Below are 25,401 nucleotides of genomic sequence, written 5' to 3'. Positions count from 1 at the left end.
AAAGAGCTTTTTTGAAGCTCTTTTGATGTTATAGTTTTATATTTTTATATTTTTCTTTTTTCCTTTACTCTCATTATTCATCCTATCTACGGCTGTTACCACATATCTATATTTTGTCTTACCATCTGCATAAGGCAACTTATACATTGTTTTATTTGTAATGGTAACAATCTTTGACGGGTCATCTAAGTCGACACGTTCCCCTTTATTAAAACGATATACCACATACTTCGTGGCAACATCATCCCAATTCTTTCCACGAGGTGGTGTCCAAAACAACAAGTAACCGCTACTGGTCCATACAGCTTTTACCTTTCGTGGCTTTTTAGGTCTCTTATCATCGATAAAAGGCATTTTGGGTTGCAGGGCAGGATATTTCCAGTAATAGTTTCGCAAAGTAGTGCCGTAGTTACCAACATTGTCAACCACCGCCTTTGCATACCACAGCACAGTGCCTTTTACATGATTCATCTCCTCATGGAGTTTGAACTTAGCAGGCATTTGGTGACTGTTAGGATTCTTAGGATCAGCAAATTTAACAGTTCTCTCAACATCCTCACCTATATAAAGAGGTCGGTTTCCTGCATACTTGTTCCACCATTTTATCAATGTCTCATAATCAGCAGCCGAATGTCCTATTTGCCAATAGAGCTGTGGCACACAATAATCTACCCATCCATTATTTACCCATAACAGTACATCAGCATAAAGGTCGTCATAGTTTTGCAACCCACGTGTATTGCTGCCTATGTTCGGATCAGACTTCTTATTACGATAGATACCAAAAGGCGAAACACCAAATTTGACCCATGGCTTTCGTTGATGTATTTTCTCTCCTAACTCTTTGATAAAAACATTTACATTATAACGACGCCAATCATCGATATTATTTATACCATTGTGATATTGTCTATACTCACGTCCGTCTTGAATAATCTCGCCTGGTGCAGGATAAGGATAAAAATAATCATCGATGTGAAAACCATCAATGTCGTATCGGCTCACAATATCATCTACTACTTGGTAGATATAAGCCCTATTGGCAGGATTACCAGGGTTAAGAATAAATTGTCCTCCGTAGGTAAATACGCTTCCTGGTTGCTTTATTGCAATGTGGTTGCTGGCTAAAGCCGTTGTTCCTTTTGTCTTTGCTCGAAAAGGGTTAATCCATGCATGCAGTTCCATGCCTCTTTCGTGACACTGTTCTATCATCCATTGCAACGGATCCCACAATGGATAAGGGGCTTTTCCCTGAACACCTGTCAGGTATCTGCTCCATGGTTCATATCTACTTGGATAAAGAGCATCACATTCTGCTCTTACTTGAAAGATAATGGCATTAACGCCGTCCTTCTGAAGTTCATCTAACTGATAACGAAGTGTCTGTTGCATTTGCTGGGTACCCATACCTTCAAATTGTCCATTGACACATTGAATCCATGCTCCCCTAAATTCATGTTTTTGAGCATTTCGTGCAAAAACAAAAACACTGAGTTCACAAAATAAGAATAAGAATAATAACCTTATTGAGATTAAATATTTGTTCATCTTGCTATTTCTTTTCTGCAAAGATAAAACATGTAATGCGAAAAACCAAAAATCCCTACATGTTGTTATATTATTTCATGTTTAGCAATGAATATTTAACGACTTAATTGGTTCAGTTTCACAAAGATTTTCTATCTTTGTAAAAAAGAATACGATGCTACACATCAAAGAAATAAAAAAGGATTCAAAAGATATAGAGCTCGTGAAAAGACTCTATGTAGAGGCATTTCCCAAAGTTGAACGCATGTCTTTTGACTCGTTATTGCTATTGCAACAAAAAGCAGATGTCCGTTTTTTAGGCTTTTATGATAAAAATAACGAATTCAAAGGGCTCACATATACATATCATCATGACAATTTGAGTTGGTTGTTTTATTTTGCTGTAATGCCTAACGAAAGAGGAAAAGGGTATGGCACGAAGATTATCAAACATCTTTTAAGAATATATAAGAACGAACGTTTTATGATTGATATAGAGGATGTCGACCAACCCGCATCTAATACCGAGCAGCGAAAAAAGCGATACGAATTTTACAAACGTATGGGATTTATTGATTATGGGGTCAGAAAGGTTTGGCCTGGCATTACTTACAATATCATGTCGTGTGGAGGACCGGTCACTTTAGAGGATTACAATCGCGTCTATAATGAGTTTTGGGAAATCATCGAACCTTTAGAAGAATCAGAATAACGATTGAAGAACATCATTGTATATGACAAACAATGGTTGCAAAAAAGATTCATCATCTATTTGCATTAGTACCTTCGTTTGCTGACAAGTAGAGAGGAAATCAGATAACAATCCATGCTATCGGTCAGATGATGTGAAATAGATGCAAAATACATCCACACTATTTGCAGTTGAACCAAAAAAGAAGCCACGAACCACACGTTACAATAATAGTAACAAGGTTCGTGGCTTGGTGAAAGAGAAATATATCAATCTTCCATTAACTTACGATAGCGTCCTTTTTTAATATCTTCGTTGCCTAATCGGCGCGCTTTATTGATTTCATATTCAGAATAAGTTCCTTCAAAATAGAATACTTCGCCATTACCCTCGAATGCCAAGATATGCGTACAAATACGGTCTAAGAACCATCGGTCGTGACTGATGACAACCGCACAACCAGCAAATGACTCCAGACCTTCTTCCAACGCTCTCAGGGTATTCACATCAATATCGTTGGTAGGTTCGTCCAACAACAAAACGTTACCCTCTTGTTTTAACGCCAATGCCAACTGTAAACGATTTCGTTCTCCGCCAGAAAGCACTTCGCACTTTTTGTTTTGGTCGGTACCAGAAAAGTTAAATCGCGACAAATAAGCACGTGCATTGACATCACGACCGCCCATTCTTATATTTTCATTGCCTTGCGAAACAACTTCATAAACTGTTTGCTGGGGGTCTATATCTTTATGTTGCTGGTCTACGTATGCCAGCTTTACCGTTTCTCCTACTTCAAAAGTACCCGCATCAGGCTGTTCGAGCCCCATAATCAAACGGAAAAGTGTGGTTTTACCTGCACCATTGGGTCCTATCACACCTACAATGCCATTAGGAGGTAACATAAAATTGAGATCTGTAAACAACACTTTTTCTCCAAAAGCTTTTTTCACATGCTGTGCTTCAATCACTTTATTACCCAAGCGTGGTCCGTTAGGAATGAAGATTTCTAATTTATCCTCTCTCGTTTTCTGCTCTTCATTCAGCATCTGTTAATACGAGTTTAGACGCGCCCTTCCCTTTGCTTGTCGAGCCTTTGGTGCCATACGCACCCACTCCAATTCACGCTCTAATGTCTTGCGACGCTTAGATGCGGTCTTTTCCTCTTGATCCATGCGCTTGGTCTTCTGTTCCAACCACGAAGTATAATTACCTTTCCATGGAATACCTTCGCCACGGTCTAACTCCAAAATCCACTCACTAACATCGTCTAAGAAATATCGGTCGTGCGTTACCGCAATAACTGTTCCCTCATACTGCTGTAAATGCTGCTCCAACCAATCGATACTTTCAGCATCAAGATGGTTGGTTGGCTCGTCTAATAACAATACATCGGGCTTTTGTAAGAGCAAACGGCACAGCGCCACACGTCGTCGTTCACCTCCCGAAAGATTTGTTACTGGCAGATGACCAGCAGGACATCGCAAGGCAGCCATCGCACGTTCTAACTTAGAGTCCATGTTCCAAGCATCGGTAGCATCGATGATGTCTTGCAGTTCTGCTTGTCGCTGCATCAATTTGTCCATTTTGTCAGGGTCGCCATAATATTCTTCCAGTCCGAACTTGACATTTATTTCGTCATATTCTTTCAATGCGTCATAGACTTTATGCACCCCTTCTTGCACGTTTTCTTTCACGGTTTTAGTTTCGTCCAATGGTGGGTCTTGTGGCAAATATCCTACACTATAGCCAGGACTCCACACCACATCTCCTTGAGTTGGCTGCTCTATACCAGCAATAATCTTCATCAAAGTTGATTTACCAGCACCATTCAATCCTATAATACCAATTTTTGCACCATAAAAGAAAGACAAATAAATGTCTTTGAGAATTTGTTTTTGGTTTTGAGGAATAATCTTTGATACTCCCACCATTGAGAAGATTATTTTCTTGTCGTCTACAGTTGCCATATAAGTTTTTGAGTTTTTGAGTTAATGAGTTATTGAGTTGAGTTGTTAAGTTATTAAGTTGCTGAGTTATTAAGTTCTTAAGTTGATGAGTTGTTGGTTGTGATTTCAAATTTCAAGCGCAATTTCATCAAGAGAGGCATCATTTTTTGAATTATATTTCTCGTAATCGAGCGATGTATTTTCCTAAGATATCAAACTCTAAATTGACAATAGACCCTACTTTGATATCACAAAAGTTGGTATGCTCTTTCGTATAAGGAATAATCGCTACGGTAAAACGATTGTCTGTTGGTTCGCAAACCGTCAACGAAACACCATTTACCGTTACGCTCCCTTTATCAACTGTGATATATCCTCGTTTCGCCATTTCTCTGCTATAAGGATACTCAAAAGTGAAATAAGTAGAACCGTCAGCATCTTGCATCTTCACGCAAGTGGCTGTTTGGTCTACGTGTCCTTGAACAATATGCCCATCCAGCCTGCCATTCATCAGCATTGAGCGTTCTACATTCACCTTGTCTCCAATGGTTATCAATCTCAGATTAGACCGTTCCAACGTCTCCTTCATCGCTGTTACCGTGTATGTATCATCGTGAAGACGCACAACGGTTAAGCAAACGCCATTGTGACTTATACTTTGGTCAATCTTCAATTCGTCAACAAACGAAGATTTCAATGTAAAATCAATGTTTTCTTGATCATGGCTAATCGCAACTACGGTTGCCATCTCTTCTACAATTCCAGAGAACATAAACAAAGTTTTTAATTGGGTTCTATAAATTATCCTTGTCAAGTTTTGAACTTATGTCACACGAAGTAGGCTGCACCTCAACGCAGAAAGCAAACTTTCGCTGCATTCGGCTTGCACTACCTTTTGTTATCAATCTGTAAGTGAGTAAGGTTGTGTAGCTACTACACTCCCAATGACACTAACGCATTGAACCATAAAGGTACGAAACGTTGGCAAGACGTAACCCATAATATATTTAGTTGTGGTGGTAATTTATAAAACCCACCTTATATTTATAAAGGCAGGAAACACACCTGCCTTTATGTATGAAAAAGGGGTTGCTCGATGATGTGATGAAACTCCGAACTATATAAGATTTGAGAGCTCTCCGTCTTTGTAATCCACCGGCTTTACAGCTTAGTCCTAAAAGGATTTATGTGGCCCGCCATTAACAAAAGAAGTCTTCTCGGTTTCATGTTTTTATTGATGAGTATCCCGATCAAATCGACACAACCCCATGTTGTACTCTTTCTAAATGCAAAGATACAAATTTAGAATGAAACCTACAAGTTTTGTTTTCTTTTTACATTCATCTGCTGATGTTTTTTTTAGTCAAGTCCTGCTTCTTCTGCTTTATAACGTTCAAAATGGTCTAAACTATAACTCACGCATTCCATTTGTTACAGCATACTTTATTTTCTTTGGTATTTTTCACTTCATTCAGCCAATGTGTAAATAAGAATATTCCTTACATATAAAGAATGGCGAACGAAATCAAAACCCTCCTTCATCAATGTATGAAACTTTTTTGCTACTTTTGTCGTCAAAGAAACGTATGGTAACCCATCTTCATACAAATAACAGTTACGAGTAACAACTCATCTAAAAAATCTACTATATGAACAAGATTTTTCAAATCAGCCTTTGTGGCATGGCTTTGCTTCTAAGTACATCTACGGTTCAGTCTAAAGAGTGGTCGTTGAAAGACTGCATTCATTATGCGCTAACCCATAACATTTCGTTGCAAAAGAAGACACTACAACATTTGAGTGCGCAAGAAGACACAAAACAAAGTCAAGCTGCCCTATTGCCGTCATTGGCGGTAAGCTCCTCCCAAAATTTGACATACCGCCCCTGGCCACAAACAGGAATTTCCACAGGGGGTTATATGCAGGCATCGGTAGATAAGGTGTATTATAATGGTTCGTATAGCATTAACAGCAATTGGACGGTATGGAATGGTGGAAAAAACAGACATACGATAAAGCTCAACAAAATTCTTGAGCAACAAACGGCATTGGATTCGGCAGAAATGGCTAACAAACTGATTGAGCAAATTGCACAACTATACGTTCAAATACTTTATTCCAAAGAAGCGGTAGCTGTTAATCAATCGATTTTAGCAACCAGCAAACAGAACGAAACACGAGGCAAAGAGTTCCTAAAAGTTCAAAAGATGAGTCGTGCGGATATGGCACAATTGACCGCCCAACGTGCTGCAGATGAATATAATGTTATAGAATCAGAAAACAACTTGCGCAACTATAAGCGACAGTTGAAGGAACTTTTACAAATTATTGACACAGAAGAGTTTGACGTGTTACCTCCTCACCAAATAGAGACCGTTGAAAATCAAGCGATACCCAGTGTGTCTGAGATTTATACGACTGCTCTCAACAACCGACCCGAAATAAGAAACGCAGCATTGGGCATCGAAAGTAGTAACCTTAGTGTGCGTATTGCCAAAGCTGGGAAATTACCTACATTGGGAGTAAGTGCGGGTGTAGGAACGAGTACTACCTCCATGAGCAACTATGAATGGGGCAAACAAATAAAGAATAACTTTGATATTGGAGCTGGTATTTCCATTAACATCCCCTTGTTTGACAATCGACAAACCAAAACAGCTGTCAACAAAGCTCTTTTGCAAAAGCAGAGTTATATGTTGGATCTCAAAGACAAACAAACCAAACTCTACTCTACTATCGAGGATTATTGGTTACAAGCCACCAACAACCAACACAGATTGCGAGCTGCCATGATAAGCACCAAGAGTGCCGAAGAAAGCTACCAGCTGCTCAAAGCGAAGTTTGACGAGAACCTTATAAATATTGTAGAACTGATGAAAGGGAAAGATCAGCTGATGAACGCTCAACAAAACGAGCTTCAAGCCAAATATCTTACCCTACTCAACATCCACCTATTAAAGTTCTACCAACAAGGAGTCATGGAATAAAATAAAGCAAAAGTGGCTTCTATCTATTATTGCTCACAGATAGAAGCCACCACTTTCCAAAACTTTTATTACTTGATATCTGGCGGTAACATCAATTCTTGCGGAGACGAAACGAACGTTGTCGCACCATGCGCCAACAGAAATTCCTTGTCACGAAATCCCCATAACACACTGATACACGGCATGCCGCTGTTACGAGCCGTTGCAATGTCTACGTCACTGTCACCAATATAGACAGCATCTGTTTTATCTACCCCTAATTGTCGCAACGCTTCCATTACTGTATCAGGCGCAGGTTTGCGGTGAATATCCTCCCGTTCCCCAATGGCTACGCTCACATAATCGCTAAAAAAATGTTGACAAAGCTCACGAGTAGCATCATAGAACTTATTACTGACCACAGCCAACTTTTTTCCATGTTCGTGCAAGTTTTTCAATAGGTCCATCACACCCAGATAAGGGCGCGTGTTATCTAAGTTGTGAACCATATAATGCTGGCGGAAATCCTGATAAGTTTCGTCAAATTCAGGATGTTCAAGACCGCCCGGAATGGCACGCTCCATGAGTTTTTTTACACCATTTCCCACAAAATGCCTTACCTCTTCTATTGTTCGTTCGGGCATTTGGTGTTTCTTCAGTGCATAATTACAACTAACAGCTAAATCTTGGAGACTGTCTAAAAGTGTGCCATCCAAATCAAAAATATACGTACTATACTCCATATTGTTACGTGCATCAATCGCACATCATTAAAAAATTAATTCTTAACTCAAACGATTAAGAAAATCGTTGCTCTCATCAACATCCTTATCATTTAACAGGAATGATGCAAGCAAAACAACCTGACACATCAGCATTGCTTTAATGACTGCAAAGGTACAAATTGTATTATGGATTTCCAAATCATCTTTCGTCTTTCGTGACATAGTTCCACATTCGCTCAACATCGCTTCTAAAGTTCAGTAATTAACTGTCAATAAATTTAACAAAACACCTCTCATAACTTTCATATTTTCAACAAAAAGAAAGTTGGTTGAAAATATTCGAGTATTTGCGAGTTTTCATAACTCTTTGAATAACACATACTTATAAAAATTCACCACTAATAAGCCCCTTGTTTAACCTGAATTTTCCACTAAAAGCAATGATTTATGTGGATTGGAAGCACCACCTAAGCCCGCTATTCCATTACAATAGGGCAACTATTATCACCATCTAACGGGGTTAACTCAATGGGATAACAGCCAAATCTACTCATTTTCACGATAAAAACTGCCAAAACTGTATGAAAGAAAGCCATATTTTGTGCTAGAATGCAAAATTAAAAACGCTCATTTTTGGTAATTAAAATTTACAAACTGCTGTATCACATAAAGGGAAAAATCTATTTGTCAATTCACAATTTTTTGCCATGAAAGAACATGCTGATTATAAGAAATTATAAAATTAATAAGGTTTTATTTTGCCCAATGTATAACTTCTACTACCTTTGCAGCCGTTAAAATCATTTGATAATGGATCAACAACATAAAAATAGATATTTAATAGCGGCTGCCACTTGCTTATTTTTAGTCTTTGGCTTGATGTACTATTACTTTTTTTCCGCATTCTCAAACTCAGAAACCACTCAGTATATCTACATTGATGCCGATGACAATGCAGACTCTGTTGTCGCTAAATTAACGCCCATCGCCAGACAACACAGTCTTCATGGATTTACCACACTGATGCGCCATAGTCAGTATGCCGACCATATACGAACGGGAAGATATGCCATTAAGCCCTCACAGGGTGCATTCACTGTTTTAAGGCACATAAAAAATGGCATCCAAGACCCCATCAACCTCACGATACCCTCTGTTAGAACCATGGATCGGCTGTCAGAAGAATTAAGCAAACGCTTAATGCTTGACAGTACCGACATCGCCAAGGCTTTGACCAGTCAGGAAGTCTGCAAGAAATATGGCTATGATACAGCGACCATTGCTTGTATGTTTATTCCCGATACCTATGAAATTTATTGGAATATATCCATAGACCAACTGTTGGACAGGGTAAAGAAAGAAAGCAATCGTTTTTGGAATAGCAAGCGCACGGCACAAGCACAAGCACTGAAACTATCCAAAAATGAAGTCATCACATTGGCAAGTATCATTGACGAAGAGACCGCTAACAATGCAGAAAAGCCAATGATTGCAGGAATGTATTACAATCGTCTGATGCTCAGAGACAGCAAATATCCAAATGGAATGCCACTTCAAGCAGACCCCACCATAAAATTTGCATGGAAAGATTTTGATTTGCGACGCATTTATCAAAAACTTCTAAACATCAAGAGTCCGTATAACACATACAACAATACTGGTTTGCCACCAGGTCCTATCCGTATAGCCTCCATTGCTGGCATTGATGCCGTATTAAATATGGTGCACCACGACTATCTGTACATGTGTGCCAAAGAGGACTTTAGCGGTACTCATAACTTTGCGAAAACTTACCAAGAACACTTGGGAAACGCAAATAAATACACCGCAGCACTCAACAAAAGAGGAATTCTATAAGATATTTTGCAAAGATGATTCATGAAAAGGCAGCTACCTGTCATTGAATGATCAAAAACTTTGAATTAAAAAATGCCCGTTTCTTCACAGAGATGGGCATTTATTTTCAATAGGTATTAGTTTTCTTTAAGGTAAAAGATTGTATTCAGGATAACACTGCAAATATAGAGAATTAAAATGAATCAAACAAATTTATTTCCATATTAAATAATATAATTCTATCATTTGCACAAAAAACTATGGCTGGTAGAATGAATAATCTTTAGTTTTTATTATCTTTGCACATATTATATTAATGATATAAAGGTTAGCCACGGCTTTTGTAAGCCAAGAGTTATCCCAAAAATAGTTGAATATGACAGTACAAGAGGACAATCACACAGAAGAGAAAAAAAGCCTGAGTTTTGTAGAGCAACTCGTTGAGGAAGACCTTGCGAAAGGCAAGAATGGTGGAAGGATTCAGACACGTTTCCCCCCAGAGCCCAATGGCTACTTACATATAGGACATGCCAAGGCTATCTGTATGGACTTTGGCATCGCAGAAAAATACAACGGTATATGTAATTTACGCTTTGACGATACGAACCCAAGCAAAGAAAACAACGAATATGTCGAAAATATTCTCAACGACATTTCATGGTTAGGGTTTAAGTGGGAAAATATTTATTACGCTTCAGACTATTTTGAAAAGCTGTGGGATTTTGCGGTTTGGATGATTCGAGAAGGACATGCCTACATTGACGAGCAAACCGCTGAACAGATTGCGGAACAAAAAGGTACACCTACAACTCCAGGTGTGGCTTCTCCTTATAGAGATCGTCCCATCGAAGAGTCGTTGAAACTCTTTGAACAGATGAACACACCAGAAGCCGTTGAAGGTAGTATGGTGCTCCGTGCAAAATTGGATATGGCAAATTCCAACATGCACTTCCGCGATCCTATCATCTATCGCATTATCCATATTCCTCACCATCGTACAGGAACTAAATGGCATGCCTACCCTATGTACGACTTTGCCCATGGACAAAGCGATTACTTTGAGGGTGTAACTCATTCTATCTGTACACTCGAGTTCGTTCCACACAGACCTCTTTATGATCATCTTATTGATTTTTTGAAGGAGATGGACGGAACAAGTGACGTCATGGACGACAATCGCCCACGACAAATAGAGTTCAACCGACTGAACTTAACCTACACAGTGATGAGTAAACGCAAACTTCATGCACTCGTAGAAGAGCATGCTGTTTCGGGATGGGACGACCCTCGCATGCCGACACTGTGCGGAATGAGACGTCGCGGGTATTCTCCTGAAAGTATTAGAAACTTTATCAAGTCTATCGGCTATACCAAGTTTGATGCGCTGAATGACGTGGCATTGCTCGAAGCTGCCGTGCGCGACGATTTGAACAAGAAGGCTTGTAGGGTGAGTGCCGTGTTGAATCCCGTAAAACTGGTGATAACCAACTATCCCGATGGAGAGTCTGAAGAAATGGAAGCCATCAATAATCCAGAGAATGAAGCAGACGGCACGCACACCATCACATTTAGCAAAAATCTGTGGATTGAGCGAGATGACTTTATGGAAGATGCACCCAGAAAGTTTTTCAGAATGACACCTGGCAAAGAAGTGAGACTGAAGAATGCGTATATTGTTAAGTGTACAGGATGTACCAAAAACGAAAATGGTGACATTATAGAAATCCAAGCCGAATACGATCCACAAAGCAAAAGTGGAATGGAAGGGGCAAATCGCAAGGTAAAAGGTACACTACACTGGGTATCCGCAGACCATTGTCAACAGGCAGAGGTAAGAGAGTACGACCGATTGTTCTACGTAGAGAACCCTGGAGCAGATGAAAGAGATTTCCATGAGTTGCTAAATCCAGACAGTCTACATATTTTCAAAAACTGTTATGTCGAAGAATATGCAGCTAACAAAAAGCCTGGAGAATACTTACAGTTCCAACGAATTGGTTATTTTATGGCAGACCCAGATAGCAGTGCATCGCATTTAGTCTTCAATAAAACAGTAGGATTAAAAGATGCTTGGGCAAAAGTAAAGAAGTAAGCATATCCATTTATTCTATCTAAAGAACCGCTTAAATGACAAGTAACGACAATTCGTATTTTGAATCGAAAGAGTTTAAAAATATTTTGCAGCAATTTGAAAAATCACAAACGTCAGGCAATCCTATGTTTATGGATTCAGACGACTTTTCAGATATAGCAGAATATTATTTTAATCACGGAGATTTCAAAAATGCCAAAAAGGCTGTCCATGTCGGTTTGGATATCTTTCCTCATTCAACGACTCTGTGGATTATCAAGGCAAAATTAACTGCTTTAGTAGAGAAGGATATTACAAAAGCTTACACCTATCTTGAGAGAGTTGAAGATAAGAGCGACTTTGAGTACATCTACTTGTTAGGTAAGTTGAAATTGCGTGAAGAACAAACGGAAGAAGCAGAGAAATTATTTCGGAATCACTTGAATGATTTAGTCGAGGAAGAGCGAGAAAATTTCATTTTCGACATCGCCTCACTATACGCAATAAACGAGCAATTCATGAAAGCCGAAGACTGGTTCGAGCTATTGAAATCAAAAACAGATGATGACTGCCAAGAGTTGAAAGGGCGTATACTTTTAGGTTTGGGCGATTATGAGGAGAGTGAACGAATCTTTCAAAAACTCATAGACAAGAATCCATACTCTGTTGATTATTGGACAGATTTAGCTTCTTTGCAAGCTATCAATGACCGCTTTAGCGATGCGATTACAAGCTGTGAATACGCTATTGCTATCAATCCCAAGAACTCACTCGCAATAATTATCAAAGCCAATTCACTTTTCAACTTAGGGAACTTTGAGGAAGCCTTGAAATATTATCTTGCATACCAGCAGTTAGACCCAAATGACGTGACTATTGACGGTCTGATAGGTGTTTCTTATCTTCAACTTGACCAGCCCGCAAAAGCACTTGCTCACTTGAAAAGGGCAGAACAACAGAATCAAGTCACTCCAGAAAGCTTGGCAGAGATTTATGAAAATATAGCCTTGACGCTGTCTCATTTAGGGAAAATGGATGAGGCTTTGTCCTACGTCGATAAGATGCAGAATTTGGAGTGCATGGACATGGAGGACATAAAACTAACGAAAGGGCATATCCTACTTGAAAATGATCAAGTAGAAGCAGCGCAAGAAATTTTTCAAGAAGCCATACGCCAGCCTAATGCTTCTACTTATACAGCCTTGAAAATAGCCGTCTTTTCATATAACTGCGGTTATGTACAAATGGCTTATGAAGTTCTTAAGAACTTACTTGAGAGTGTGGATGAGACTTGGGAATATGGATATTCCTATTTTGCTGTATGTTGTAAAACTCTCAATAAAACGGATGAATTTATACAAGCAGTGAAAAAAGCATGCGAAAAAAATCCATATGAAGCCCAAAAGGTATTACAAACCTTTTTCCCAGAAGGTATGGCACCTGAAGAATATTACAACTTTCTCCTTCAGAACCAATAAGTAAAAAATGTGTTTAGTATCACAACAAACTATTTAAAATTATTCACATGAACTGGTTTTCTTCACTCATGGGAAACTTAAATTATGGTACCGTCTTTCTACTGATGTACATTGAAGGTACTGTGATACCCGTCCCATCGGAGTTAATTGTGTCGCCAGCAGCTTATCACGCTGCCGCAGGACACCTTGATATGACACTTGTCATCATTGTCGCTACTTTGGGAGCTGTTCTTGGCTCCGCTACAAACTATATAGCTGCTTATTATTTAGGCAGACCGATTGTGTATAAGTTTGCAAATAGCAAATGGGGACACATGTGCTTGTTAAACCAAGAGAAGGTAGAAAAGAGCGAAAAATACTTTTATGATCATGGCGTTATCGCAACATTGACTGGACGTTTGTTACCAGGCATTCGACAAATCATCTCTGTACCAGCAGGTCTTGCAAAAATGAAGTTTTGGAAGTTTATCCTTTATACCACCATTGGTGCAGGAATCTGGAATTGTGTGTTAGCGGCATTGGGATGGTATTTGCATTTTATAGTACCAGAGGAACAACTCAACGAAAAGATTATTGAGTATAACGACCATATCAAGGTTGTGATTCTTGGTATAGCTGCCATTGTTGCACTCTACTTCCTTATAAAATATCTTTATCGAAAAAACAAGCAAAAAAAGACGGTTTAAGAACTTTTTTCCAGCTTAACAGCATGATGCACATAAGTCTGTTAACAGGTATTATCGTTCACTAAGCGTCAAATCGGCACTATTTTCATATCCGCAATGCCCATCAACAGGCGTTGCGGACTTCTTTTTGGAAAAGTAAGCCGCCTATTAAACTATCCTTCATCAACTTTTCACTAAAATGAAAGAATGGAAGACACTATCTTTAAAAGCTCCTAAACTTTCGAAAAAAGCTGATGTGTCACAAAAACAAAGTTTGATTTGGCTTTTTTTCAAACAAATATTATCTTTGCAAGAGATAGAAGCAAAAATGGAAAGATATTATTTTCCATTAGTAGCTTGTTCTATCTGGTGCAAATGAAAAATCAATATTTCAAGATATTCATACTACTCATCATCTGCCAGTATGGCTTGTTAGGATCGTTATCAGCTAAAAGCAAGAAAGATTCTATCTTAACTCGCATATTTACATATCCCGAAAAAATAAAGACACTACAAGCACCTGACACTGTGAGTTATGCATATATGAAGTCTTCTTTTCACATTAACAAGCGAAATCTGCTGTTAATGGCTGTTCCAACTATGTATGCAATGGCACATGTTGGCAGCAGACGTTATCTTGAAGAAAGCTATAATAAAGTCACTTTCTTACCAAATGGCAAGTACCAAATAGATAAAATTCTTTCATTATCTTCTGCTGGCACTCACCGTTTATCATTTCCTGCCATGCTTCATTACTTGACACCTAATATATATGATGTCACTCTGATTAACGAGAATGTGCTTTCTCCTTTTAACAGGCAAAATAAAATTTATTATAAATATACTATTGAAGAATCGGCAGACAGCTTACTAAAGCTCCATTTCAAACCACGGTTAAAGAACACACTGTTAGTAACTGGTGAGGCGAAAGTCGATGCTCGTTCGGGGAAAATTAGCACTATACAACTAACGGGCGAGTATGATATGATTTTTTACAGGCTATCCATTCAGATGGGTAACCATGGAGTACAATCTCTGACGCCTCAAAATTGCAGCCTTACTTCACGCTTTTTATTCTTTGGTAACGATGTCCGAACACATTATACCATTGCTTATCACTTGCCTAAGATTCTACCTAACATCTCGGAAGCGAATCAAAATTTTCAACTGATGGAGCAGATTCGCCCAGAACCGTTAACTTCTTACGAGAAAATGGTGTATAGCGAATTACTCAAAGATAAACGAAACGAAGAAAAAGACACTACCGCATTGGATTCTGTTGCAACTCCTCCTAAAGTAAATTTTGTGAAATCTGTCCTTTGGGATATGATTGGCGAAAATATATTCAATGACATCCACCAAGATTTTGGTCCAAACAAAGCAGGCTCTCTGCGAATAGATCCCATCTTAAATCCATTATACATGGAATATAGTCCGAGTCAGGGATTTTATTATAACTTCAACATTCGTGGCGGATACCATTTTTCTGAAAATAGCAACATTTGGCTTCAGCTAAAAGGAGGTTATTCTTTTCGACTACATCAATTTTCTTTTTGGATTCCTCTCATCTATTACTTTGATATACGGCACAACGGATTTATCAGCTCTGGATTATCAGGAGGTCGAAGAATTCAAAATGGAAATTTAGTAAATGAATTGAGAATAGCAACAAACAACAATCGTGTGTGGGATAATCTGAATTTATATGAGTTTAACGATTCCTTTTGGGATTGTTATGCGAACTACGACTTTACGCCTAAGATAGGCTTCCAAGCGGGCTTTGTTTTTCACCGCCGAACAGCATTAAACAAAGTAGGATTTGAACTTATTAACAAACCTTCTGTATATACATCTTTAGCTCCCAAGTTTCAAGTACATTATAGACCTTGGGGATATCAAGGTCCTACACTGATGGCTTGTTACGAAAAGAGCATCAAGAAGCTGGCAGGAACCAACACACCTTATACTCGTTGGGAGTTTGATGGACAATATATCTTGCCCCTTCACAACGTACAATCGCTATCCATGCGTGTTGGAACTGGATTTTACACCGATAGATCTCATAATGATTACTTTGTGGATTTTGAAAATTTCAGACAAACTTTCCTACCAAATGGTTGGAACGACGAATGGTCTGGTGAATTTGAACTCTTGGAAAGTAGTCTATATAACCAATCTAATTATTACGTTCGTGCAAATTTCACCTACGAATCTCCTTTCTTAGTATTGGCTTGGACACCTCTCATAGGGCATTTTATTGAACGTGAAAGGCTATATCTGAGTGCACTTCGTGTTAAAAATGCAAATCCATATTTAGAATTGGGCTATGCAATCAAGACACGCTTTCTCTGTATTGGCGCATTTATGTCGAACATGAATGGCAGAACAAAGGATTTTGGGTTTAAGTTTGGTTTTGAATTATTTAGGCGGTGGTAACCCTTCATCACAGAAATAAAGAATATGAATACACAGCAACCGAGTTCTCTTACTATCTCCAAGGCAAGTGCGGGGAGTGGCAAAACTTTTAAATTAGCCACAGAGTATATCAAAATAGTCATTGATAATCCGTACGCTTATCGCAACATCTTGGCGGTGACATTTACCAACAAAGCGACAGAAGAAATGAAAATACGCATTCTCAGTCAACTTTACGGTATTGCTCATGGACTGTCTGATTCAGAAAGTTATTTACAAGAAGTGAAAAAAGCCTTAGATTTATCAGACAAACAGATAAGGGAACGGGCTGAAAAGGCATTAGACTTATTGCTCCATAATTACAGCTATTTTCGGGTAGAGACGATAGACTCCTTTTTTCAGAGTGTACTACGAAATCTTGCACGCGAGTTAGACTTAACGGCAAACTTAAGGATAGAACTCAATGACAAAGAGATACAAGAAAAAGCGGTAGACCAACTGATAGAAGAACTTCATCCCAAACAACAACTGTTAGGGTGGATATTAGACTTTATTGAACAGAAAATAGCAGATGACAAATCATGGAATGTGATTGGGCTCATCAAGGATTTTGGTAATAATATTTTTCAAGAAACCTATAAAGACCATCAAAGCGAACTCACTATCAAGCTCAACCAAAAAGGATTCTTCCCTCAATATGTCCAACAGTTATATGCCATTAAAGAGAAGACTATCAAGGAATTAAAAGATATTCCGCAAGAGTTTACGTCCCTTCTGACGAAATACAACGCTTGCATTGACGACTTGTCGAGAAAATCAGGAGGACCTGCAAGCTACTTCTTGAAAATGAGCAAAGGTACTTTTGACTCCAAGATGCTCATCAATTCGTATGTTCAAAAGGCTTTAGATAGCCCAGACGGTTGGTTGACTAAAACAAATTTGAAAGACCCACGATTATTTCAATTAGCAACAGAACTGACACAACTTCTGGAAAATGCGGAGAAAAAGCGAAGAGCATTGACTAAGCCTTATCGCACAGCTGACCTTATTTTGAAGAATCTCAACCAGCTACGCTTATTAAGTAGTATTGAAAATAAGGTCAGAGAACTGAACGACGAAGGCAATAACTTCTTGTTGAGCGACACACAAACATTGCTACATGAGTTGATAGACCAAAACGACAGCCCCTTTATTTTTGAGAAAATTGGAACGCAGTTATCACACATTATGATTGATGAGTTCCAAGACACGAGTACCGTACAATGGAAAAACTTCAAGATACTGCTTCAAGAGACAATGAGTCATCAAGACACCAACAGTTTGATTGTTGGAGATGTGAAGCAAAGCATCTACAGATGGCGTTCTGGAGATTGGCGATTGCTAAACAATATTGAGCAAGAGTTTGCCCCGTCTCATCAATTAAAAATTGAACCTCTCGATACCAACTATCGGTCAGAACATCATATTGTGAACTTTAACAACCACTTCTTTGAAATTGCAGCACAACAGGAATACGAAGAGTTGGTTGCCTCACAAACGCAAGGAGCTGAGCAAATGCAGAAGGCTTACGCAGATGTCGTTCAAAAGATTCATAAATCGAAAGATAAACATGGCTGTGTACGTATCAAACTCTTCCCTAAGGAGCAATACAATGAAACTACAATAGATGAGATAATCCAAACCATTCAGTTGTTGTTAGACAACGGAGCCAAAGAAAACAGCATTGCCATTTTAGTGAGAAACAAAGCGAACATCCATGATATAGCCGATGTGTTGATGCAAGTAATGCCTCATATCAAACTCGTTTCTGACGAGGCGTTCCGCTTAGATTCTTCAAGTGCGGTGAACATATTGGTGGATGCCCTCCACTGTTTGACGCATCCAGAAGACCAACTAACAGTGGCAAATTTGGCAAAAACATATCAAACTCAAGTTCTCAACCACGATTTGGACGATGATGATTTGTTGATTCAAGGAAAAGATATTTGGGATTTCCTACCCAAGCAATATGTCTTAGAAGCAAAAGCGCTATTGTCTCTACCTGCAATGGACTTGGTGGAGCGACTATACGCACTGTTTGATTTATCCTCTCTCAAGCACCAAAGTGCCTATATATGTGCATTTTATGATGTACTCAGTCAGTATATTTCAGACAATATTGCCGAAATAGACAGCTTTATCAATCAATGGAATGAGACGTTGCACGAAAAGACCATCCAATCTGATGGCATTGACGGCATCAGGATGTTGACAATTCATAAGAGTAAAGGATTAGAGTTTGATCATGTCATTATTCCTTTCTGTGATTGGAAATTGGAAAAAGAAAAAACACTATGGTGCAAAACCGATGTTGCCCCATTCAATGAACTGCCCGTGATACCTATTACATTCAATGAGGGGAAAATGCAAGAGTCCTATTTTGAAGATAGCTATCAGTACGAACACCTGCAAAATGTTGTTGACAACATGAATCTTTTATATGTTGCCTTTACCCGTGCATGTAAGAGTTTATTTATTTTTGGGCAGCGAAAAGTACAAGCAAGGCGTTCTAAAATTATTGAAGACTCGCTGGAGAAACTGCATACGTCTTTATCCGAAAGTAGACTGGAAGGAGATATGAACAAGCGAGACGATGTGCTTTGCTTTAGCTACGGAGAGTTATGGGTACCTTCTGAAGAAGAAACGAAATTTTCAGAAAATGTTTTCTTTGCGCCCATTCAAACGCAATCCGTAGAGATGAAGAGTTATGGCAACAGTGTAGAATTTAGACAAAGCAATCAGAGCAGAACATTCACTCTCCCTGAAACAAACGAAGATACCACGCAGCAAAGCTACATTCAACTTGGTAATGTGCTACACATGCTATTTTCCAAAATAAAAACCACATCCGACATCCCCACCATTTTAAGAGAACTGGAGTTTGAAGGAGTGCTTTACGACAATATCATTACCCATGAAAAGCTGCAACAGCTATTGGAGAAACGCTTCAACAATCCAAAAGTAGCAGAATGGTTTTCGCCTCAATGGGAACTATATAACGAGTGTAGCATCATCCACACCAATCCTGTCACAGGCGAAGTCATGACCCACAGACCCGATAGAGTAATGATGCAAGGAGATAAAGTTGTGGTGGTAGATTTTAAGTTTGGTAAACCTCGTCCCGAATATCACGACCAAATCAGAGAATACATCCATCTACTTCAGCAAATGGGACACGCCCAAGTAAAAGGATATTTATGGTTTGTTTATAGTAACTTGATTGAAGAAATAAAATGAAATATAGCTTTTTAGAATATGTTGCCAAAGATTTATTAGAAAAATTTGGTACCAATTTATCACACATTGCCGTTGTCTTTCCCAACAAACGTGCCTCACTGTTTTTGAACAAGCACCTTGCACAGCTGTCCGATCGCCCTCTATGGAGTCCATCTTACCTCACCATCAGCGATTTGTTCCGACAACACTCTACACTTACTGTTGGAGATCCTATCAAGTTAATATGTGATCTCCACAAGTCGTTTATCACCTGCACTGGCAGAGAGGACACGCTGGATGTGTTCTATGCGTGGGGTGAACTGCTATTGGCAGATTATGACGACATTGACAAGAATTTAGCAGATGCCGATAAAGTCTTTGCAAATCTACAAAACATTCACGAGTTGGATGACATCTCGTATCTGTCCGAACATCAAAAGCAAATATTGCAAATTTTTTTTAGCAATTTTGATGAAAACCATCACACAGAACTCAAACGCCGATTCATCGAACTGTGGAGTCATTTAAGCGACATCTATCACCATTTCAATGAACAGCTATCGCTGCAAGGGCTTGCCTACGAGGGAGCATTATATAGAAATGTGGTATCAGACAAAAACCTCTCATTTGAATTCGACCAATATATTTTCGTAGGTTTCAATGTGCTGCAACAAGTTGAGCAAGAGCTGTTTCGTCATTTAAAGAGCATGGGTAAAGCCAAATTTTATTGGGATTTCGACGATTACTATATGAGCGATGAGAAACAAGAGGCGAGTCACTTCATCCGCCAATATCTTGACGTTTTCCCCAATGAGTTAGATAGTCACAATGCCGACATCTACCAACAATTCAAACAGCCCAAGCAAATTACTTACCTTTCTGCGCCTACCGAAACAATACAAGCAAGATATATCAGCGAATGGCTACAACACAATGGCAGAATGGAGGCTGGCATTAAAACCGCTATCGTGATGTGCGATGAGTCTATCCTGCAAACAGTCATCCATTGCATCCCGCCTGAAGTAAGCAAGGTTAATATTACCACTGGCTATCCTTTAGCCCAATCACCTGTAGCGTCATTGATACACCAACTGCTCAAATTGCAGTTGTCAAGTTATGCGCATAATGGCAAATATCGATTAACAGAGGTGAAACGCATGCTTAGCCACCCCTACATCAAATATCTCTCAGAAAATGCACCAGAATTGATAGTAAACTTGGAAGAAAATAAGCATTATTTCCCAACTCGGGAAGAATTATCTGTAGATGCAGGATTAACTTTGGTGTTCAAAGAGTTAGTAGACGATTCTACAAACCTCTATCTTACTGAGTGGATATTAGATATACTTCAACTCATTGGCAAGAATGGCAGAGATAGTGAAGATGCCTTTTTTCAAGAGTCTGTATTTCGGATGTACAAACTCATGAATCGACTACATGAGCTCATCCATAGCGGAGATTTGCGCATACAGCTCACTACTTATGAGAAACTCATTCTCCAGTTCATTCAAAATACTTCCATTCCTTTTCATGGAGAGCCTGCCGAAGGCATCCAAATCATGGGAGTACTCGAAACCCGCAATTTGGATTTCGACCACATCCTCATTCTCTCTTGCAACGAGGGGAACATGCCAAAAGGTGTCAATGACGCCTCATTTATCCCCTACTCTATTCGTGAAGCCTACGGACTCACCACCGTGAAGCACAAAGTAGCTATCTATGCTTATTATTTTCACCGTTTATTACAACGAGCCCCTGACATCACACTCACTTACAACAATTCGACAGAAGGAAGTCATAAAAGCGAGATGAGTCGATTTATGTTGCAAATGTTGGTGGAAAGCGGACATCCTATCCAAAAAATTGCGATGCTCTCTGGACAGGAAATCAAACACCATGAAGCCCACCCCATTGAGAAGAAGGAAATGGTCATGGAGGTGTTGTACAACATGAACCAAATTTCACCAACTGCGATTAACAGATATATGAGATGTCAATTGCAGTTTTATTACAACACTATTGCAAAACTCTACGAACCAGAGCCCGATAACGACATTGATAACCGCATGTTCGGAAACATCTTTCATAGAAGTGCAGAACTCATTTATACATCTTTACAACAAGAGAGCGAGTGGATAGAACCCACGCAGCTTAACAAGTTAAGAACCAAAAGTCAGCTACTCGAAAGATTTGTAGATCAAGCCTTTTATGAAGAAATTTACAAATCAAAAGACAAGGTACGCCCTATTGAATATAATGGTTTGCAACTGATTAACCGTAAAGTGATTATCGACTATCTAAAACGACTGTTGAAAATAGACGAAGCCTTAGCTCCTTTTAGGATTATTTCGTTGGAAGAAAGAGTAAATACAACGATTTCTTTTGAGACTGCACAAGGATTGAAAACCATCACTGTGGGTGGCATTATCGACAGGTTGGACGAAGTTACCGACCCAGACGGCACACATCGCATACGAGTCGTTGATTACAAAACAGGGCGACCAGCAACTTCTGTACCTACAGATGTAGAAGATATCTTTAGTGACGACAACTTAACAGAGAAGCACAAAGACTATTATCTACAAACCTTTCTGTATGCCAACATTGTAAGACAGCATCAAGAGCTCAATCCACATGGTTTGCCTGTCAGTCCTGCCCTACTCTTCATACAGCGAAATCCGGGTGATGACTTTGACCCGACACTGCTCCTATCAAAAGATAAAGTGAGCGACATCGGTACTTACAGCTCGGCTTTCAGCAAACACTTACAACAAGTATTGACCGATATGTACGATTCATCTCACCCCTTCACCCCTACCCAAGACACCAAACGGTGTACCTATTGTCCGTACAAGCGAATTTGTGGTCGAAATTAGTCAAACAGGATGAAGGTTGAGCACCAATGACTCAAGTTTAGAATGGTACGCAAATGGAAGGAGAATTGATGCCGAATTTTCTTTACAAAGACCCTCTCATAACTCGCGTGAAAACAACCAACGACAAAGTGGGTCGCAAATACGCGAGATATGAGCGAGGTTTGTAACATACTGTTAGTAAGGAAGTTATGAGAAAGTCGTTTCTTTTCGTTCGCATTTTTGCCCTTTCTTGGCGACTGAAGCATTGAGTTAAGCGTGTTATTTGCATGCTTTAAGGCTGCTGAAGCATGTAGATAACACCTCTAATACATGTTTCCAAGCCCGTTAACTCAATGTTTCAGCTTGAAGAGGCATTTATTTTGTGAAAATCAGCCCATTTTTGTTGGGCGTTTGCCTATTGAAATTTTCTATTTTGGAAATTTTTAATGACCGTTTTTTGGTAAAATTACAGGACAAAAACCACTTTCACACAACTGTCAACATCCCATTAAAAAGTATAAGGAGTGACAAGATCATCCCCCGCTAAAGAAACTTTTAATCGATATTTGTCCGTGTAGGTTATTTGCATTAAACGCTTCGGTTGGGGTACATCATTTGTCGACAAACTTAATGCAACATGTCCCATAGTACGGCGAAAATTGATTTCAACGCATGGGTGTACACACAATTCTGTTGCTTCAGCCAACTTTACAATCATCATATCCACGCCAAAAGGACCCACATACTTTCCAGATACTTCCGCAACCAACAAGGAATGCAAGGTACGTTGCAAGTAATTGAGCAAATCAAGGGATATAAATTGTGCAATCTCTTGACGCTTTACCTCCTCACTGGCAACGATATTCCCTAAATAAGCGCCATGCACAGTAGAAAAGAGAGAAAGCCCCAAATATTGGATATCACCTTGTGCGGAGGCTTCAAATTCCATTCCAAAATCTAATACCTTTTCATATTGTGGTTCTATCATGATGCCACCCTGTCGATGTATCAAGTTTTTGCACCACCCTTCTACATGGGGTGTGAAATCATGATCAACATATCGCATTCCTCTCCCACTGCTACTCCATGGCGCTTTCAACACAAAACGTTGACGAGGTTGATTGAACAGTGTCTTGAGACTTTGTACTTGTCCTGTAAAATAGGTACTTTTCCCCACAAATCTTGGATGAGAAGCAACCAAGGCAGGAAGGATATGGGTAGCTGCAAACCTACGATTGCTCATTTGTCGAATGGTGTCCAACTGTGCATCGTTGGGCAATACCGCTGTAAAGTCAGGATTGCAGGCTAACAAACGCTTTACCAAACTTTTGTTCATTCCCCATGATTCCACATTCATGGGTGACAATGTAGATAATTGTTGCAAATCACGATCCGTGACAAATATCACTTCCTGCGCATCATCACCATGATGCCGTACCGCTTCTAAAGCTGCAGGAACATCGTCGACCAATACCATATCTCCATCTTCAGCCCATAGTGCTGGCAGATAACCCAAGTCGGCACGCAATTCACGGGCCGCATGTGGCGCAGTAAACTGTTCCATATTGACAGCCAAAGCGATGTCATGTTCAGGATTGAAAACATGCAATTTCATTGAACAAATCTCCTTTCGTTTTAAGTACATGCAAAAATAATAAAAAAAGATGATATTTTGCAATATAGACTTTGCAATTATCGAAATTAATATTACCTTTGCAGTGGTTAAAACTTCATAATTAGTTTTTTTACATGGAATCTTTCTTTCGCACACATACGAACCTTGTCGAACATACAAAAGCGCCAGTTCGTCGCACCCTCATGGATGAGATTGACTGGAATGATAGGTTGATTGGAATCAAAGGCTCCAGAGGGGTTGGCAAGACAACCTTTCTATTGCAGTATGCGCAAGAGAACTTTGAAAGCACAGATAGAAGTTGTCTGTACATCAATATGAACAACTTCTACTTTCAAGGATGTGGAATTGACGAATTTGCAGCCAACTTTGTACAAAACGGAGGAAAGGTTTTACTGATTGATCAGGTTTTTAAGCAGCCAAATTGGAGTTCAGAACTCCGCCGATGCTATGATAATTTTCCTGATTTGAAAATCATTTTTACGGGTTCGAGCGTCATGCGCTTAAAAGAAGAAAACCCCGAACTCAATGGCATTGTCAAGAGTTACAACCTTCGTGGGTTCTCTTTCAGGGAGTTCTTAAACTTAAAAACAAATCAACACTTTAGGGCTTATACGCTTGATGAAATTCTTAAAGACCACGAACGCATTGTTAAGCAAATTTTACCAAATGCAAGTCCTAATAAATATTTCAAAGATTATATCCATCATGGTTTTTATCCATTCTTCTTGGAAAACTGCAATTTCTCGGAAAATCTACTGAAGACCATGAACATGATGACAGAGGTAGACATTCTGCTCATTAAGCAAATAGAATTGAAGTATTTGACAAAAATAAAAAAACTGTTCTACCTCTTGGCTACAGAAGGTCAGTGTGCACCTAATATCAGTAATTTGGCGCATGAGATAAAGACAAGCCGTGCCACGGTGATGAATTACATCAAATATTTGGCAGACGCACGTTTGATTAACATTATCTATCCCGTGGGGCAGGATTTTCCAAAGAAACCCGCGAAGGTAATGATGCATAATACTAACTTGCAATATGTTATCTATCCCAACAAAGCAAGTGAACAAGACCTGATGGAGACGTTCTTTGTGAACTGTATGTGGAAAGATCATATCGTTAATCAAAGTACCAAAGACCATTTCTTCATCGTGGATGACAACAAAAAGTTTAGAATTTGCGATGCCAAGAGTGAACATAAGATAAGGTACAACAATGACACGCTGTACGCAAGATATCATACAGAAGTTGGACACGATAATAAGATACCACTTTGGCTTTTCGGTTTCCTATATTAGCTTGATAATAAGCAGCGAGACAAGTTCAGAGTTA

15 protein-coding genes and 1 pseudogene are annotated in these 25,401 nt (G+C 39.2%); 11 read left to right on the top strand and 5 right to left on the bottom strand.

The window, feature by feature from the left end; genetic code table 11:
* Positions 1-36 precede the first annotated feature (36 nt).
* Complete coding sequence (locus BN35_RS07510; RefSeq protein ID WP_028900827.1) at positions 37-1,548, bottom strand: glycoside hydrolase family 10 protein; 1,512 nt, start codon at positions 1,546-1,548, stop codon at positions 37-39.
* Positions 1,549-1,750: 202 nt separating this feature from the next.
* On the opposite strand from BN35_RS07510, the gene BN35_RS07505 reads away from it, so the two are divergent.
* Positions 1,751-2,239, top strand: a complete 489-nt coding sequence (locus tag BN35_RS07505; protein WP_234396634.1) for a GNAT family N-acetyltransferase — start codon at positions 1,751-1,753, stop codon at positions 2,237-2,239.
* 248 nt (positions 2,240-2,487) lie between these two features.
* On the opposite strand, the pseudogene ettA reads toward BN35_RS07505, so the two are convergent.
* Positions 2,488-4,185, bottom strand: a pseudogene (gene ettA / locus BN35_RS07500) (energy-dependent translational throttle protein EttA).
* A 151-nt stretch (positions 4,186-4,336) separates the two neighbouring features.
* Complete coding sequence (locus BN35_RS07495; RefSeq protein WP_025071583.1) at positions 4,337-4,936, bottom strand: riboflavin synthase; 600 nt, start codon at positions 4,934-4,936, stop codon at positions 4,337-4,339.
* An 877-nt stretch (positions 4,937-5,813) separates the two neighbouring features.
* On the opposite strand from BN35_RS07495, the gene BN35_RS07490 reads away from it, so the two are divergent.
* Positions 5,814-7,151 (top strand): TolC family protein, encoded by a 1,338-nt coding sequence (locus tag BN35_RS07490; RefSeq protein WP_025071582.1) that lies wholly within the window; start codon positions 5,814-5,816, stop codon positions 7,149-7,151.
* Positions 7,152-7,219: 68 nt separating this feature from the next.
* On the opposite strand, the gene BN35_RS07485 is transcribed toward BN35_RS07490, so the two are convergent.
* On the bottom strand, positions 7,220-7,873 hold the full coding sequence (locus BN35_RS07485) for an HAD family hydrolase (RefSeq protein ID WP_025071581.1): 654 nt from the start codon (positions 7,871-7,873) through the stop codon (positions 7,220-7,222).
* A gap of 792 nt (positions 7,874-8,665) precedes the next feature.
* Here BN35_RS07485 and mltG point away from each other — a divergent pair.
* The 8 genes from mltG to BN35_RS07440 all read left to right on the top strand — a co-directional run bounded on the left by mltG (position 8,666) and on the right by BN35_RS07440 (position 22,451).
* The gene (gene mltG, locus BN35_RS07475) at positions 8,666-9,712 is read left to right on the top strand and encodes an endolytic transglycosylase MltG (protein ID WP_025071579.1); all 1,047 of its coding nucleotides are present in this window, start codon (positions 8,666-8,668) and stop codon (positions 9,710-9,712) included.
* A 355-nt stretch (positions 9,713-10,067) separates the two neighbouring features.
* The gene (locus BN35_RS07470) at positions 10,068-11,783 is read left to right on the top strand and encodes a glutamine--tRNA ligase/YqeY domain fusion protein (RefSeq protein ID WP_025071578.1); all 1,716 of its coding nucleotides are present in this window, start codon (positions 10,068-10,070) and stop codon (positions 11,781-11,783) included.
* Positions 11,784-11,818: 35 nt separating this feature from the next.
* Positions 11,819-13,240 carry a tetratricopeptide repeat protein gene (locus BN35_RS07465; RefSeq protein WP_028900828.1) on the top strand — a complete coding sequence of 474 codons (1,422 nt, stop codon included), beginning with the start codon at positions 11,819-11,821 and terminating at the stop codon, positions 13,238-13,240.
* Positions 13,241-13,287: 47 nt separating this feature from the next.
* A complete protein-coding gene (locus tag BN35_RS07460; RefSeq protein ID WP_025071575.1) occupies positions 13,288-13,926 on the top strand; it encodes a DedA family protein in 639 nt (212 codons plus the stop codon).
* A 178-nt stretch (positions 13,927-14,104) separates the two neighbouring features.
* Positions 14,105-14,284: a hypothetical protein gene (locus BN35_RS07455; RefSeq protein WP_025071574.1), complete on the top strand. Its 180-nt coding sequence runs from the start codon at positions 14,105-14,107 to the stop codon at positions 14,282-14,284.
* Complete coding sequence (locus BN35_RS07450) at positions 14,281-16,341, top strand: DUF5686 family protein (protein WP_025071573.1); 2,061 nt, start codon at positions 14,281-14,283, stop codon at positions 16,339-16,341. Before BN35_RS07455 ends, BN35_RS07450 begins: the two co-directional genes overlap by 4 nt.
* Positions 16,342-16,365: 24 nt before the next feature.
* The gene (locus BN35_RS07445) at positions 16,366-19,596 is read left to right on the top strand and encodes a UvrD-helicase domain-containing protein (RefSeq protein ID WP_028900829.1); all 3,231 of its coding nucleotides are present in this window, start codon (positions 16,366-16,368) and stop codon (positions 19,594-19,596) included.
* Positions 19,593-22,451, top strand: a complete 2,859-nt coding sequence (locus BN35_RS07440) for a PD-(D/E)XK nuclease family protein (RefSeq protein ID WP_025071572.1) — start codon at positions 19,593-19,595, stop codon at positions 22,449-22,451. The genes BN35_RS07445 and BN35_RS07440 overlap by 4 nt, the downstream gene beginning before the upstream one ends.
* A 487-nt stretch (positions 22,452-22,938) precedes the next feature.
* On the opposite strand, the gene BN35_RS07435 is transcribed toward BN35_RS07440, so the two are convergent.
* On the bottom strand, positions 22,939-24,045 hold the full coding sequence (locus BN35_RS07435) for a hypothetical protein (protein ID WP_028900830.1): 1,107 nt from the start codon (positions 24,043-24,045) through the stop codon (positions 22,939-22,941).
* Positions 24,046-24,179: 134 nt separating this feature from the next.
* Here BN35_RS07435 and BN35_RS07430 point away from each other — a divergent pair, with 134 nt between their 5' ends.
* A complete protein-coding gene (locus BN35_RS07430) occupies positions 24,180-25,367 on the top strand; it encodes an ATP-binding protein (RefSeq protein ID WP_025071571.1) in 1,188 nt (395 codons plus the stop codon).
* The last annotated feature ends 34 nt before the right edge of the window (positions 25,368-25,401 follow it).

The organism is Hoylesella timonensis 4401737 = DSM 22865 = JCM 15640 (assembly GCF_000455445.1).
Classification (GTDB): Bacteria; Bacteroidota; Bacteroidia; order Bacteroidales; family Bacteroidaceae; genus Prevotella; species Prevotella timonensis.
The sequence above is the reverse complement of the archived record's forward strand: the minus strand, read 5'-3'. Positions and strand labels throughout refer to the sequence as shown.